The organism is Pseudomonas sp. R151218B TE3479 (genome assembly GCF_053629195.1).
The window spans coordinates 2,833,481-2,849,148 of record NZ_JBRJHV010000001.1 but is presented as its reverse complement, the minus strand read 5'-3'; the positions used below and the strand labels follow the sequence as shown (position 1 = coordinate 2,849,148).

At 58.2% G+C, this 15,668-nt stretch carries 11 protein-coding genes and 1 pseudogene; all 12 read right to left on the bottom strand.

The window, feature by feature from the left end; translation table 11 throughout:
* Nucleotide 1 precedes the first annotated feature (1 nt).
* Nucleotides 2-1,315 carry a UDP-N-acetyl-D-glucosamine 6-dehydrogenase gene (wbpA, locus tag AB7M32_RS12740; protein WP_192259532.1) on the bottom strand — a complete coding sequence of 438 codons (1,314 nt, stop codon included), beginning with the start codon at nucleotides 1,313-1,315 and terminating at the stop codon, nucleotides 2-4.
* 657 nt (nucleotides 1,316-1,972) lie between these two features.
* Nucleotides 1,973-3,016 (bottom strand): LPS O-antigen chain length determinant protein WzzB, encoded by a 1,044-nt coding sequence (locus AB7M32_RS12735; protein WP_454250090.1) that lies wholly within the window; start codon nucleotides 3,014-3,016, stop codon nucleotides 1,973-1,975.
* 178 nt (nucleotides 3,017-3,194) lie between these two features.
* On the bottom strand, nucleotides 3,195-3,419 hold the full coding sequence (locus AB7M32_RS12730) for a lipopolysaccharide assembly protein LapA domain-containing protein (protein WP_041475801.1): 225 nt from the start codon (nucleotides 3,417-3,419) through the stop codon (nucleotides 3,195-3,197).
* A 26-nt stretch (nucleotides 3,420-3,445) separates the two neighbouring features.
* The gene (gene ihfB, locus AB7M32_RS12725) at nucleotides 3,446-3,742 is read right to left on the bottom strand and encodes an integration host factor subunit beta (RefSeq protein ID WP_003199243.1); all 297 of its coding nucleotides are present in this window, start codon (nucleotides 3,740-3,742) and stop codon (nucleotides 3,446-3,448) included.
* A 144-nt stretch (nucleotides 3,743-3,886) separates the two neighbouring features.
* Nucleotides 3,887-4,165 (bottom strand): hypothetical protein, encoded by a 279-nt coding sequence (locus AB7M32_RS12720; RefSeq protein WP_454250089.1) that lies wholly within the window; start codon nucleotides 4,163-4,165, stop codon nucleotides 3,887-3,889.
* Between the two features lie 275 nt (nucleotides 4,166-4,440).
* Nucleotides 4,441-6,132, bottom strand: a complete 1,692-nt coding sequence (gene rpsA / locus AB7M32_RS12715) for a 30S ribosomal protein S1 (RefSeq protein ID WP_053120388.1) — start codon at nucleotides 6,130-6,132, stop codon at nucleotides 4,441-4,443.
* A 119-nt stretch (nucleotides 6,133-6,251) separates the two neighbouring features.
* On the bottom strand, nucleotides 6,252-6,941 hold the full coding sequence (gene cmk / locus AB7M32_RS12710) for a (d)CMP kinase (RefSeq protein WP_014337227.1): 690 nt from the start codon (nucleotides 6,939-6,941) through the stop codon (nucleotides 6,252-6,254).
* Nucleotides 6,938-9,146, bottom strand: a pseudogene (locus tag AB7M32_RS12705) (bifunctional prephenate dehydrogenase/3-phosphoshikimate 1-carboxyvinyltransferase). Before AB7M32_RS12705 ends, cmk begins: the two are co-directional and overlap by 4 nt.
* A gap of 28 nt (nucleotides 9,147-9,174) precedes the next feature.
* Nucleotides 9,175-10,287 carry a histidinol-phosphate transaminase gene (hisC, locus tag AB7M32_RS12700; protein ID WP_454250088.1) on the bottom strand — a complete coding sequence of 371 codons (1,113 nt, stop codon included), beginning with the start codon at nucleotides 10,285-10,287 and terminating at the stop codon, nucleotides 9,175-9,177.
* Nucleotides 10,288-10,300: 13 nt separating this feature from the next.
* Complete coding sequence (gene pheA, locus AB7M32_RS12695; protein ID WP_003199233.1) at nucleotides 10,301-11,395, bottom strand: prephenate dehydratase; 1,095 nt, start codon at nucleotides 11,393-11,395, stop codon at nucleotides 10,301-10,303.
* On the bottom strand, nucleotides 11,395-12,480 hold the full coding sequence (gene serC / locus AB7M32_RS12690) for a 3-phosphoserine/phosphohydroxythreonine transaminase (protein ID WP_003199231.1): 1,086 nt from the start codon (nucleotides 12,478-12,480) through the stop codon (nucleotides 11,395-11,397). Before serC ends, pheA begins: the two co-directional genes overlap by 1 nt.
* Before the next feature lie 323 nt (nucleotides 12,481-12,803).
* The gene (gene gyrA, locus AB7M32_RS12685; protein ID WP_454250087.1) at nucleotides 12,804-15,467 is read right to left on the bottom strand and encodes a DNA gyrase subunit A; all 2,664 of its coding nucleotides are present in this window, start codon (nucleotides 15,465-15,467) and stop codon (nucleotides 12,804-12,806) included.
* Nucleotides 15,468-15,668 lie beyond the last annotated feature (201 nt).

Sequence of the window (15,668 nt, the reverse complement as noted above, 5' to 3'; positions counted from 1 at the left end):
ATCAAGCTTTGATAATATTCGATTGAGGGGCGCGATATTTACCACGACTATCGATGATCAGTTGAGCATGTTGGCTGATAAGCTCATAGTCGAACTTATCGTGGTCAGTGGCCAGGATGACAGCATCATAAGCTTTTAGAACTTCAGCCGTCAGAGGCTCACTGGAAAGGTCAAAGTGGTGCTCGCGCATCTTCGGAAACTTCAAGACGTGCGGGTCGGAGTACCCTACAACGCCCCCTTTGGCCTCGATCAGCTCCATGATTTCAACCGAAGGCGACTCACGCATATCATCTACGTTCTTCTTGTAGGCGATACCAAGCACTAGAATCTTGCTGCCTTTCAAAGGTTTACCGCGCTCATTCAAGCCGTCCATCAACTTGCTCAGGACGTACTCCGGCATGGCCTGGTTGACCTCTCCCGAAAGCTCGATAAACCGTGTATGCAAACCATACTCACGGGCTTTCCAAGTCAGGTAGAAGGGGTCGATTGGAATGCAGTGACCACCGAGACCAGGGCCAGGGTAGTAGGCAGTAAAACCGAAGGGCTTGGTTGCAGCGGCGTCGACCACTTCGAAAATGTCGATGCCCATGCGGTCAGCGACCACTTTCATCTCATTCACCAAGCCGATATTGACCGCACGGTGGATATTTTCCAGCAGCTTGGTCATTTCAGCTGCTTTGGTAGAGCTGACTTGTACAACTTGGTCAATCGCGTGTTCATAGAGAGCGACACCGACCTCGAGGCACTCAGGCGTATGCCCACCGATTACTTTTGGAATGGTACGGGTTTCAAAGTTGGGATTGCCCGGATCTTCGCGCTCCGGAGAATAGACCAGGAAGATATTCTCACCAACACGCAATCCATTCTCTTGGACACGTGGCAGCAGTTCTTCTTCTGTAGTGCCCGGATAGGTTGTACTTTCAAGAGAAACGACTTGACCAGCCCTTAAATAGGGCTTTATCGCATCAGTCGTATTTATTACGAAACTCATATCGGGTTCGCGATATTTATTCAATGGTGTCGGCACGCAGAGAATCAGCGCATCACATTCCGGCACACGAGTAAAATCGGTAGTGGCTTCAAAGCCGTTTCGACAAGCGGCTTCGATTTTTTCGCCAGGAATATGCTCGATGTAGCTTTTACCTGAATTCAGAAGTTCAACTTTTGAACTATCGATATCAAGCCCAATGACTTTAAACCCAATCGCATTATAACGCAGCATCAAAGGCAGGCCGACGTATCCAAGACCGACGATACCGATGACGGCCTCTTTTGCTTTAAATTTGGCGACGCTCGCCTGCTTTATGCTCGACATCCAACTCTCCATTTAACTTGTCAAAACCATCTAATTCATCAGAGCTATGAATCAGGCCTGAATCGGCCTGACCCCTACCATTGCACAACTGGCAAACCTCCGTCTCAGCCCGCCGAACGGGTGCTGGACGCTTTTCACTGCAGCTCTTGCCAAACTCATTATGGAGCAGCACCTCCGGCGCCTACCACCGACTCTCCAGATGCCCCACCATGCGCTAATTTCGCTACACCACAGACCTGTCGCTACCGGCCTCCGAACGAGACGGCCATCCCGCCATTATGCCTGTTGTGTAGCAAAATGGCTTTCCTGGATCGCACTTTACTGAGTTCTGATTAGTTTTTGCAGGGCTTGCTTCAGTTAAATCGCTCGCTTTTTGCCATCATTCTGACATCTAACCACTGAGGCCCACCCCAGCGGCGCACCTCGTCACAACAACAGACAGAGCTTCGGCCCACGTTAAAAACCATACACATCAATCTCGTTGCCAGCTCAGCCTAATTTAAACCAACTCTCACTTAGAGTTATTCTTCACAACAGTAAAAAGCCCATCTTTACGAAGATAACTTCATAAAGACGGGCCTAAACAAGCATTGAATTGCCTCTAAAGAGCGACGAAAATAATTCAGAATCGAGAGACTGATCATCTCAATTCTGCAATTATTGCTCCCTACTCCGGATAACTGCAAATCGAATTAACGCTATGAAACCACCCAGCATTCCACCCGCAATAATTCCTAGCAGCAAAATCAAAGCCTTTCTTGGTTTAATTGGGCTTTGCGGCACCTCAACGCTACCGTCTTGCCTATAAACCGAAATGCTTTCTGGATCAATATTCAATTTACGATAGAAACTGTATCGCATTTGGAGCGAACGCAAATCCGATATGAAGGCATCGTCAGAAGCCCTCGACTCCAGCGCCTTCACTTCCGCAGCCAGGGCTTTGCTGCCTCGCTGGTAATCCATTTTATTGCCAGTTTCTACCGTTATATCAACAGCCGCCGTAGAGTTTATACTCGGGCTGGTGAGACCAATTGCCTCCGCGATCTTCAACGCTTCGCGCAACTGCTGAATCCGATCCTCACGTATTCGCTGCGCAGTCTCGCGCAAACCGACGATACGCTGCTCCAGATTACGCGCTCTTACCGCAGCCTCAGCCGTAACGTTCTTGATCAGCTCTGACTCAGCCGCTTCACTGGCGCGCGCCACATAAGCCTTCGCCCATTCCGTGGCTCGAACGGGATCTCCACCCTGGACCGTTACCGAATAGCGGTCCGGCGTATCTTTACCAGGTCCCTTTATCACGAGCTCTCGGGAGAAACGCTCATACAAACGGTCAAGCGCGCCCTTTCGCTGGGACTCATCAAGTGAAGGAAGATAAACCTCATTGAAGAATGTCTGACGAAGAGACTCACCCTGTAGATTTCGGGCAAATACGTCATAGACATGTTTGATGGAATAAGGATCCAGCTCTGTGCTTTTCCCTCGGCCATAGTTCAACTCAGCAATACCGTTCTGAGTAGGAGGCATGATAAAAAGCTGGGCTTGATAAACCGGCTTGCTGAGGTATGCATAAGCAGCTGCACCCGCGGTAACCAGCAAGGTGACCGCAAGGATCAACCACTTTTGACCCCATAGCCCGCGCGCTAGTGCGATCAGATCGATCTCATCGACGCCCTGGGTTTCAATACGATTATTGGACATGGGTGATCCCGCCTCCCTTTTTTGGCATTGCGTCTACAGACACATCGAACTCACTAAAAGGCAAGACGGGCACAGCGATAGACTGAATCAAGTTAAATTTGAACAAAACGCACCCAAAGTCAGAAAAAATTGTTGGCCGTGATCCTTACACCAAGAGACTACTGGGCTCACATATCCATTATTTCGGCCGTCTACGCATTCCCAAGAACCACGCGAGCGACGGCCCGACTATCATACCAGCGAGAAGCGCCAGGATCACGAAAACCGAGACGGGAAGCTGAGGAGCTGACCAGCCCAGAAACAGGAGTGCGACCGGCTGGTTGTTTTCCAGTACAAACAGGACGATAGCCGAGGCCACAAGCAGCGCCAGTACGACAAGGGCCAAGCGCTTAAAGTTCCGCATGAAAACTCCTTAGATTAGGTGCTGCGTCAGAGCTCATCCCCCTCCTCCTCATTCACACGATCCCTGAGCTCTTTGCCCGGCTTGAAATGAGGGACAAACTTTCCATCAAGACTGACGGACTGACCGGTCTTGGGATTGCGCCCAACCCGCGGGGCACGGTAATGCAGGGAAAAGCTGCCAAAACCACGGATTTCAATACGATCCCCCGTCGCCAGGCACTGGGACATTTGTTCAAGCATGGTCTTGATGGCCAGCTCCACATCCTTGGATGAGAGTAGCCCTTGATGGGTGACAATTCGTTCGATCAACTCCGACTTCGTCATATTTTTCCCTTCTTTTTCAAGCAGCTAGGAAAATCGCTTGAAAAGGTTTTAGCATGACCGGAGGGATTTGAACAGCCCAAGTATTGACATTCTTCTTTGCTCCCCTGTCGCTTCTTTCCAGGCAGACAGGGAGACTTTCTCAAACTATCGACAGATGACCAGCATCGTTCGAGTCAGATAGCCAGCCGGATTGAAACCAAAGGGGTATTGATCATCATCCTTCGCGTCGTCGGATCGGGTAATGACCTTGTAGCCAGCGCCCTTGCACTCTCTTGCGGCTCTCTTATGGCACTTCTCCCAGCCAGAGCCCAACCCTGAGCAGTCGACCTCGATACCGCTGACACCACGCACTGCGTGGGTCTTGGCACTTGTGGTGCAAGCTGCCAATGCCAGTATTGCGAACATCAGGATGAGTCTGTTCATTCATCTCCTTAAATATCCATCACTCGACTGGGTGGCGCCTGATCTGACGCTATCGCGAGCAAGCTCGCTCCCACATTGCTCCAAGAAAACCAGGACATCTGTGGTCCAACCTTGATAGATGGTTGATCCGCTTAAAGAAGAGACAGCCAGGCTGCAGGATTGGTTTCACAGCGAGACCAGACAGCGCATCTGGAACGAGCAAAGTCTGGCTTTCCCAAATCGCGCCCACAAAAAAGGGCGACCGAAGTCGCCCTTTTTCTATGGTCTGACAGAACTCAGTTCTGTTTTTCCATTTGTGCACGCAGCAGGTCGCCCAGAGTGGTAGGACCAGCAGCAATGTCAGCGGCTGGCTTGTCGCGCAGGCTCTGGATTGCTTCTTTCTCTTCAGCATCGTCTTTCGACTTGATGGAGAGCTGGATTACGCGGCTCTTGCGGTCAACGCTGATGATCTTGGCTTCTACTTCTTCGCCTTCTTTCAGAACGTTGCGCGCGTCTTCAACGCGGTCACGGCTGATTTCGGAGGCTTTCAGAGTCGCTTCGATATCGTCGGCCAGGGTGATGATGGCGCCTTTGGCGTCAACTTCTTTCACGATGCCCTTAACGATTGCGCCTTTGTCGTTCTCTTGAACGTACTCGGAGAACGGATCGCTTTCCAGTTGCTTGATACCCAGGGAGATACGCTCGCGCTCTGGGTCAACCGACAGGATAACGGTGTCCAGCTCGTCGCCCTTCTTGAAACGGCGTACGGCTTCTTCGCCCACTTCGTTCCAGGAGATGTCGGACAGGTGAACCAGGCCGTCGATGCCGCCGTCCAGACCAATGAAGATACCGAAATCGGTGATCGACTTGATGGTGCCGGAGATTTTATCGCCCTTGTTGAACTGGCCAGAGAAGTCTTCCCATGGGTTGGACTTGCACTGCTTGATACCGAGGGAGATACGACGACGCTCTTCGTCGATGTCCAGAACCATGACTTCCACTTCGTCGCCGACTTGTACGACTTTCGAAGGGTGGATGTTCTTGTTGGTCCAGTCCATTTCGGAAACGTGTACCAGGCCTTCAACGCCTTCTTCCAGCTCAGCGAAGCAGCCGTAGTCGGTGAGGTTGGTAACACGAGCGGTGACGCGGGTGCCTTCTGGGTAACGGGCTTTGATAGCAACCCATGGGTCTTCACCCAGTTGCTTGAGGCCCAGGGAAACACGATTGCGCTCGCGATCGTACTTCAGAACCTTGACATCGATCTCGTCGCCAACGTTGACGATTTCCGAAGGATGCTTGATACGCTTCCAGGCCATGTCGGTGATGTGCAGCAGGCCATCGACGCCACCCAGATCGACGAATGCGCCGTAATCGGTGAGGTTCTTGACGATACCCTTGACCTGCTGGCCTTCCTGCAGCGATTCCAGCAGAGCTTCACGCTCGGCGGAGTTCTCGGCTTCCAGGACACTGCGACGGGAAACGACAACGTTGTTGCGCTTCTGGTCCAGCTTGATGACCTTGAATTCCAGCTCTTTGCCTTCCAGGTGCGTGGTGTCGCGCACTGGACGGACGTCAACCAGGGAACCTGGCAGGAACGCACGGATGCCGTTAACGTCGACAGTGAAGCCGCCTTTAACCTTACCGTTGATAACGCCCTTGACCACTTCCTCAGCTGCGAAAGCCGCTTCCAGAACGATCCAGCATTCAGCGCGCTTGGCTTTTTCACGGGACAGCTTGGTTTCACCAAAGCCATCTTCAACCGAGTCCAGCGCAACGTGAACTTCGTCACCGACGTTGATGTTCAGTTCGCCAGCGTCGTTGTAGAACTGCTCAAGCGGGATCAGCGCTTCAGACTTCAGACCAGCGTGAACGGTTACCCAGCGAGCCTGGTAATCGATATCAACGATAACGCCGGTGATGATGGAGCCTGCCTGAAGGTTCAGGGTTTTCAAGCTTTCTTCAAAGAGTTCCGCAAAGCTTTCGCTCATTTTAATTCCTGTTGATTAGGGCGAAGTAAACGCCCATCTCCACACCCCAGACGGTGTGGGTTAGTTTCATATAAAAGAAGCGCCGCAGGACTATGACTGGTCCCCTGCGGAGCCTCCTGTCACCCGGCGATATCGCGAATGGCGATCTCGCTCATGATGCGTTGCAGCACCTGATCGATGGACAACTCCGTTGAATCCAGCTGTATCGCGTCGGCCGCCGGCTTGAGCGGGGCTACTGCGCGCTGGGTATCACGCTCGTCGCGTGCACGGATCTCATCTAGCAGACTCGACAGACTAACATCCTCGCCTTTGCCCTTCAACTGCAAATATCGGCGACGCGCCCTCTCCTCGGCGCTGGCGGTGAGGAAAATCTTCAACGGCGCGTCAGGAAAGACCACCGTACCCATGTCGCGACCATCGGCCACCAGCCCCGGCGGCTCCTGGAAAGCGCGCTGACGTTGCAGCAACGCTTCGCGCACCGCTGGCAGCGCGGCGACCTGGGAGGCCCCGGCGCCCACGCTTTCGGTACGGATGACATCACTGACTTCGTCACCTTCCAGGATAATGCGCTGGAGCTGGCCATCGGTCGCCGCAATGAATTGCACGTCCAGGTGAGCCGCCAGCGCCTTCAGCAATTCCTCGTTGGTCAGGTCGACGCCATGGTTGGCGGCGGCGAACGCCAGCAGACGGTACAAGGCACCCGAATCGAGCAGGTTCCAGCCCAACTGCCTGGCCAGGATCCCGGCGACGGTGCCCTTGCCCGAACCGCTTGGGCCATCGATGGTGATGACCGGTGCCTTGATGTTCACGACTGCGCCTCTTGTGCTACTCGAATACCGACCTGCGCGCACAGCACCAGGAAGTTCGGGAACGACGTGGCGACGTTGGCGCAATCATGGATGCGAATCGGCGCGCTGGCGCGCAAAGACGCAACACTGAAGGCCATGGCGATGCGGTGATCACCGTGACCATGGACTTCGCCGCCGCCGATCTGGCCGCCGTCGATGATGATGCCGTCCGGCGTCGGCTGGCACTTGACGCCCAAGGTGAGCAAACCATCAGCCATCACCTGGATGCGATCCGACTCCTTGACCCGCAGCTCTTCGGCGCCAGTCAGCACGGTGCGCCCTTCTGCACAGGCGGCCGCCACGAACAGCACCGGGAACTCGTCGATGGCCAGCGGAACCAGTGCCTCCGGAATCTCGATACCCTTGAGTTTAGCTGCTCGTACGTGCAGGTCCGCTACGGGTTCGCCGCCGACTTCACGCTGGTTTTCCAGCGTAATGTCAGCGCCCATCAGGCGCAGGATGTCGATCACGCCGGTACGAGTCGGGTTGATGCCGACGTGCTCGAGCACCAGGTCGGAACCTTCCGCGATGGAGGCGGCCACCAGGAAGAATGCCGACGACGAGATATCGCCCGGCACTTCGATGTGGGTCGCGGTCAACTTATTACCAGACTCGACGGATGCCGTGGCGCCATCCACCGTCACCGGGTAGCCGAAGCCGCGCAGCATGCGCTCGGTGTGGTCGCGGGTCGGGGCCGGCTCGGTGACGGTGGTCTTGCCCTCGGCATAGAGACCGGCCAGCAGCAGGCAGGATTTCACCTGGGCGCTGGCCATCGGCATGGTGTAGGTCAGGCCCTTGAGCTTGTTGCCACCGCGAATGGTCATCGGCGGACGACCGTCGGCGGCAGTCTCGATAACCGCACCCATTTCCCGCAACGGGTTGGCGACGCGGTTCATCGGGCGCTTGGACAGCGAGGCGTCACCGGTCAGGGTGCTGTCGAAGTCCTGCGCAGCCAACAAGCCGGACAACAGACGCATCGAAGTCCCGGAGTTACCCAGGTAGATCGGCCCCGGGGCAGGCTTGAGACCATGCAGGCCGACACCATGGATGGTCACGCGGCCGTGGTGCGGACCTTCGATGACCACCCCCATGTCGCGAAACGCTTGCAGCGTCGCCAGGGCGTCTTCGCCCTCAAGGAAGCCTTCCACCTCGGTCACGCCTTCGGCCACGGGAGCCGAGCATGATCGAACGGTGGGAAATCGATTTATCGCCCGGTACACGAATACGCCCACTCAGGGAGCCACCAGGTTGTGCCAGGAAAATCAGATCGTTGGAGTTCATAGCGTCCACATAGGCCCGACGGGCCAGGATTTTACTGAAATGCTCGCGGGCCACCCTGGCGCGTGTGAAAACGCCCAGCAATTGGTGCCCGTCCCCTGCATCGACCGCGTCGCGCAAGGCGTCGAGGTCGCTGCGAAATGTATCGAGTGTGCGCAAGACAGCTTCGCGGTTGGCGAGGAAGATGTCGTGCCACATGACCGGGTCGCTTCCGGCGATTCTCGTGAAATCGCGGAAACCGCCGGCAGCGTAACGGAAGATCTCAAGATTTTCATTGCGTTTGGCCAATGAGTCCACCAGGCCGAACGCCAACAGGTGCGGCAAATGGCTAGTGGCGGCCAATACTTCATCGTGACGCCCGACCTGCATGTGCTCGACATCGGCGCCCAGTTCACGCCACAAACGGTCCACCACCGCCAGCGCGGCTGGATCCGTCTGGTCCAGCGGCGTGAGAATCACTTTGTGACGACGAAACAGTTCGGCGTTGGAAGCTTCCACCCCGCTCTGCTCGGAACCGGCAATCGGATGACCGGGCACGAAGCGCGCCGGCATCCCGCCGAAGGCCTCGGTGGCGGCGCGCACGACGTTGCCCTTGGCGCTGCCGACATCGGTCAGGATCGCCTGCCCCAAATTCATACCCGCCAGGCGGGCCAGCAGTTTTTCCATGGCCAGGATCGGCACCGCTAGCTGGATCACGTCCGCGCCCTGGCAAGCGATCGCCAGGTCGTCCTCGCAGCGATCGACCACACCCAGCTCCACGGCCAGCTTGCGCGACTGCGGATCCAGGTCGACACCGACCACCTCGCGACACAGGCCGCTTTCACGCAAGCCCTTGGCGAACGAACCGCCGATCAACCCCAGGCCGACCACCACCAGGCGACCGATCATAGGGGCAGCAGGTTGCAGCGAAGTGACATCAACCACGAACCAGGACCTTGCTCAACGCCTCGAGGAAACGGCTGTTTTCCGCCGGCAGGCCGATGGTGACGCGCAAGTGGTTCGGCATGCCGTAATTGGCCACCGGACGCACGATCACACCTTCGCGCAACAGCCCCTGGTACACCGGCGCGGCGATACGCCCCAGGTCGATGCAGATGAAATTGCCTTTGGATGGAATCCAGCCCAGGCCCAGCTCACGCAGCCCTGCCTCCAACTGCTGCATGCCGGCCGCGTTGAGCCGACGGCTTTCAGCCAGGTAGGCTTCATCCTGCAAGGCCGCACAGGCGGCGGCCAGGGCGAAGCTGTTGACGTTGAACGGCTGACGCACGCGGTTCAGCACATCGGCCACCACGGCGCTGGACAGGCCGTAGCCGACCCGCAGCGAGGCCAGGCCATAGGCTTTGGAGAAGGTGCGCGAAACCAGCAGGTTCGGGTAGGCCGCGAGGAAATCCAGGCCATCGGGCAAATCGCTGCCTTCGGCGTATTCGATGTAAGCCTCGTCCAACACCACCAGCACGTGCGCGGGCACGTCCTGCAGGAAGTCATCCAGGGCCTGGGCCTCGAACCAGGTGCCGGTCGGGTTGTTCGGGTTGGCAATGAAAACCACGCGGGTGTTGGCGTCGATGGCGGCCAGCATGGCTGGCAGGTCGTGCCCCCAGTCCTTGGCGGGAACCACATGGGCATCCGCGCCGACGGCCTGGGTCGCGATCGGGTAGACCGCGAACGCGTGCTCGCTGAACACCGCGTTGAGGCCCGGCGCCAGGTAGGCACGCGCGACCAGCTCAAGGATGTCGTTGGAACCATTGCCCAGCGTCACTTGGTTCAGCTCGACACCACAGCGCTCGGCCAGCAGGCTCTTGAGTGCAAAGCCATTGCCATCGGGGTAACGGGTCAGCTCGGCCAGTTCGTCGCGGATCGCCGCCAGTGCCTTGGGGCTCGCACCCAACGGGTTTTCGTTGCTCGCCAACTTGACGATGCTGGCCGGATCCAGATCCAGCTCGCGGGCCAGTTCGTCCACGGGCTTGCCCGGAACGTAAGGCGAGAGTTGTTGCACGCCTGGCTGAGCCAGGGCGAGGAAGTTGCCACTCATTTGCTATCCGCCCTTAAAGAACTGCTTTGGGGTAGGAACCCAGCACCTTGAGTGCCACTGCTTCCTGACTGATTTTCTCCAGCACACCTTTTACCAGCGGATCGCGGTGGTGGCCGACGAAATCGATGAAGAACACGTAGGTCCATTTACCGCTACGCGACGGACGGGTCTCGATCCGCGTCAGGTCGATACCGTTGTCATGGAACGGCACCAGCAGTTCATGGAGCGCGCCGGGCTTGTTGCTCATGGAAACGATGATCGAGGTCTTGTCGTCGCCGGTCGGCGGGACTTCCTGGCTGCCGATCATCAGGAATCGCGTGGAGTTGTCCGGGCGATCCTCGATTTTTTCCGCCAGGCGCGTCAGCCCATAGAGGCCGGCCGCCATATCGCCAGCAATCGCCGCCGAGTTCCACTCGCCCTTGACCCGCTTGGCCGCCTCGGCGTTGCTCGATACCGCCACGCGCTCGACGTTCGGGTAATGGGCGTCCAGCCACTTGCGGCACTGGGCCAACGACTGGGCGTGGGAATAGATCCGGCTGATGCTGTCGGTCTTGGTGTTCTCGCCCACCAGCAGGTGGTGGTGGATGCGCAATTCGACTTCGCCGCAGATCACCATGTCGTGCTCGAGGAAGCTGTCCAGCGTGTGGTTGACCGCGCCTTCGGTGGAGTTCTCCACGGGCACCACGCCAAAATTCACCGCGCCGGCGGCCACTTCACGGAACACTTCGTCAATGGCCGCCATCGGCTTGCTGATCACGGCGTGACCAAAGTGCTTCATGGCCGCCGCCTGGGTGAAGGTACCTTCCGGGCCCAGGTAAGCGACTTTCAGCGGTTGCTCGAGCGCCAGGCACGAAGACATGATTTCGCGGAACAGACGCGCCATCTCTTCGTTGCCCAGCGGCCCCTTGTTGCGCTCCATGACACGCTTGAGCACCTGCGCTTCACGCTCGGGGCGATAGAACACCGGCACTTCGCCTTCGGCCAGGGAGGCCATCTTCACCCGGGCGACTTCCTGGGCGCAGCGCGCGCGCTCGCTGATCAGCTCCAGGACCTTTTCGTCCAGGGCATCGATACGCAGGCGCAGCGCCTTGAGTTCTTGCTCAGACATCAGCCATGTTCCTTCTCGAACTCTGCCATGTAGGCGATCAACGCATTGACGGCGTTGATGTCGACGGCGTTGTAGATGGAGGCGCGCATGCCACCGACCGAACGGTGGCCCTTGAGGTTCAGCAGGCCACGTTCGTCGGCACCGGCCAGGAATGGTTTGTCGAGACGGTCATCGGCCAGGCGGAACGGCACGTTCATCCACGAGCGATCGGTCTTGTTGATCGGGTTGCTATAGAGGCCGCTGGCGTCGATGAAGTCATACAACGTGCGCTGCTTCACTTCGTTGAGCTTGCCGATGGCTTCGACACCGCCCTGCTCTTTCAGCCATTCGAACACCAGGCCCGACAGGTACCAGGCCAAGGTCGGCGGGGTGTTGTACATCGAGCCGTTGTCGGCCGCGACCTTGTAGTTGAGCATGGTCGGGCACAGGGAGCGGGCACGCCCCAGCAGGTCCTCACGAATGATGCTGACCAGGATGCCGCTTGGGCCGATATTCTTCTGGGCACCCGCGTAGATCATGCCGAAACGGGAAATATCCACAGGGCGCGAGAGAATGTCCGAGGACATGTCGGCCACCAATGGCACGTCGCCCGTTTCCGGGATCCAGTTGAATTCCAGGCCACCGATGGTTTCGTTCGGTGCGTAGTGAACGTAGGCCGCGTCCTTGGACAGGTTCCACTCGTTCTGGCCGGGGATCGCGAAATAGTCGTAGGGCTTGGCGGTGGCGGCCACGTTGACGTGCCCGTAGCGCGAAGCTTCTTCGATGGCTTTCTGCGACCAGATGCCGGTATCGATGTAGTCGGCCTTGCCGCTTTCCGGCAGCAGGTTCAGCGGGATCTGAGCGAACTGCTGGCTCGCGCCGCCTTGCAGGAACAGCACCTTGTAGTTGGACGGGATGTTCAGCAGATCACGCAGGTCCTGCTCGGCCTTGGTGGCAATGGACACGAACTCATCGCTGCGATGGCTCATTTCCATGACCGACAGGCCCTTGCCGTGCCAGTCGAGAAGTTCACCCTGGGCACGCTTCAGGACCGCTTCAGGAAGCGCCGCCGGGCCGGCACAGAAGTTATAGGCTCTCTTGCTCACATCCAATCTCGCTCTGATCTGGTGGTCACTTAAATCTTGTGTTCTGCACTGTGGGAGCGAGCTTGCTCGCGATAGCGATGTAACAGTCAACAGTGATGTTGAATGTCAGTCCGTCATCGCGAGCAAGCTCGCTCCCACAAAAGGCATCGTTCACTCCAGGTATGGATGAATCCGTGGCAAGGGAGCTTGCTCCCTCGCCACACTGAATCAAACGAACCTTAAGTGAGCAGCATTACCCCCACAGGGAAATGCGCAGTGTCGCAAATTTTCAAAAGGGACAAACAACAAGGGGGCGAATCTTCATCCGCCCCCTGCGTGTCCGCTTAGTCCTGCGGTTCTTCTTCGTCTGCGGCAGCGTCGAGCGGTTGGTCGCCGACAGCGTCGTCGACATCGGCACCGAGGGTGCCGTCGAACGCCACGCCTTCCTCGCCTTCCAACTCCTCGCCTTCAACCTCCGACGGCTCCTGGACCCGCTCAAGCCCAACCAGCGTTTCGTCGCTGGCCAGCTTGATCAGCGTCACGCCCTGGGTGTTACGACCCAGGCTCGACACTTCGGCGACTCGCGTGCGCACCAGGGTGCCCTGGTCGGAGATCAGCATGATCTCCTCGCCATCGAGCACCTGGACCGCACCGACCAGACGACCGTTACGCTCGTTGCTGACCATGGCGATCACGCCCTGGCCGCCACGCTTGTACTCTGGGAACTCGCTGATGGCCGTGCGCTTGCCATAACCACGGGCCGAAGCGGTGAGGATCTGGCTGCCTTCTTCCGGGATCAGCATGGAAATCAGCTTCTGGCCTTCCGGCAGGCGCATGCCGCGCACACCGCGAGCGGTACGGCCCATGGCACGAACGTCGGACTCCTTGAAGCGAGTGACCTTGCCGCCGTCGGAGAACAGCATGACTTCACGCTCGCCGTCGGTGATGGCGGCGGAGATCAGCACGTCACCTTCATCCAGCTCCAGGGCGATCAGACCGACGCTGCGCTGACGGCTGAAGGACTCCAGCGGGGTCTTCTTCACGGTTCCGTTGGCGGTGGCCATGAAGATGTAGTGACCCTCGGTATACTCCTCCACCGGCAACATGGTGGTGATGTATTCACCATCGTCCAGCGGCAACAGGTTGACCAGCGGACGGCCGCGAGCGGCACGGGATGCTTCCGGGATTTCGTAGGTCTTGAGCCAGTACACCTTGCCCTTGCTGGAGAACAGCAGCAGCGTGGTGTGGCTGTTGGCGACCAGCAGGTGAGCGATGTAGTCCTCGTCCTTGACGCCAGTCGCGGACTTGCCCTTGCCGCCGCGACGCTGGGCCTGGTAGGCGGCCAGCGGCTGGGTCTTGGCGTAGCCGCCGTGGGAAATGGTCACCACGCGCTCTTCTTCCGGGATCATGTCACCCAGGGTCAGGTCCAGGCGCGCATCGAGGATCTCGGTGCGGCGCACGTCGCCGTATTCGGCGCGGATCACTTCCAGTTCTTCGCGGATCACTTCCATCAGGCGCGTAGCGCTGTTGAGGATGCGGATCAGCTCGCCGATCTGGTTGAGGATTTCCTGGTACTCGGCCAGCAGCTTTTCGTGCTCAAGGCCGGTCAGGCGGTGCAGGCGCAGTTCCAGGATGGCTTGCGCCTGCTCCGGGGACAGGAAGTACTTGCCTTCGCGCAGGCCGTATTGCGGGTCGAGGTTCTCCGGGCGGCACGAATCGGCGCCAGCGCGCTCTACCATTGCCATCACCGCAGTGGACTCCCAAGGGGTGCTGATCAGCGCTTCCTTGGCTTCCGACGGAGTTGGCGAGGCCTTGATCAAGGCGATCACCGGGTCGATGTTCGACAGGGCAACAGCCTGGCCTTCGAGAATGTGACCACGCTCGCGAGCCTTGCGCAGTTCGAATACCGTGCGGCGGGTGACCACTTCGCGACGGTGACGCACGAAGGCTTCCAGCAGGTCCTTGAGGTTCAGAATCCGCGGACGGCCGTCGATCAGCGCAACGATGTTGATGCCGAACACGCTTTGCAGCTGGGTCTGGGCGTAGAGATTGTTGAGGATGACCTCAGGCACTTCGCCACGGCGCAGCTCGATCACGACACGCATGCCGTCCTTGTCGGACTCGTCACGCAGCTCGGTGATGCCTTCGAGCTTCTTCTCTTTCACCAGCTCGGCGATCTTCTCGATCAGGCGAGCCTTGTTCAGCTGGTACGGCAGTTCGGTGATGACGATCTGCTGGCGGCCGCCGACCTTGTCGATGTCTTCCACCGTCGAACGGGCGCGCATGTAAATGCGGCCACGGCCGGTGCGGTAGGCTTCGATGATGCCGGCGCGACCGTTGATGATCGCCGCGGTCGGGAAGTCCGGACCGGGGATGTATTGCATCAGCTCATCGACGGTCAGCTCGGGATTGTCGATAAGTGCCAGGCAACCGTCGATGACTTCACCGAGGTTGTGCGGCGGGATGTTGGTCGCCATGCCCACGGCGATACCGCTGGAGCCGTTGACGAGCAGGTTCGGGATACGGGTCGGCATGACCGCCGGAATCATTTCGGTGCCGTCGTAGTTCGGCACCCAGTCCACGGTTTCCTTGTGCAGGTCGGCCAGCAGCTCGTGGGCCAGCTTGGTCATGCGCACTTCGGTGTATCGCATGGCCGCGGCGTTGTCGCCGTCCACCGAACCGAAGTTGCCCTGGCCGTCTACCAGCAGGTAGCGCAAGGAGAAGGGTTGCGCCATACGAACGATGGTGTCGTACACGGCAGTGTCGCCGTGGGGGTGATACTTACCGATCACATCGCCGACGACACGGGCGGATTTCTTGTACGGCTTGTTGAAGTCGTTGCCCAGCTCGCTCATCGCGAACAGCACGCGCCGGTGCACGGGCTTCAAGCCATCGCGCGCATCCGGCAGCGCCCGCCCGACGATTACGCTCATTGCGTAGTCGAGGTAGGACTGTTTCAGCTCGTCTTCGATATTGACCGGGAGGATTTCTTTGGCCAGTTCGCCCATGAGAAGCCTGATTCCTTTTTCTGGTGAAACCTCGTCACATCCAGATGGGACGAACGAAGCTCGCCGCTGCAGAACAAATGCCGTGCAGCGACTTACGACAAATCAACGAGTTATGCCATGGATCTGCGCAGTAAAGGCCACCTCGCGAGGCAGCCCTGGAAACCGCCGGATGTTATCACAAGAGCCGCCACGCACCTATCC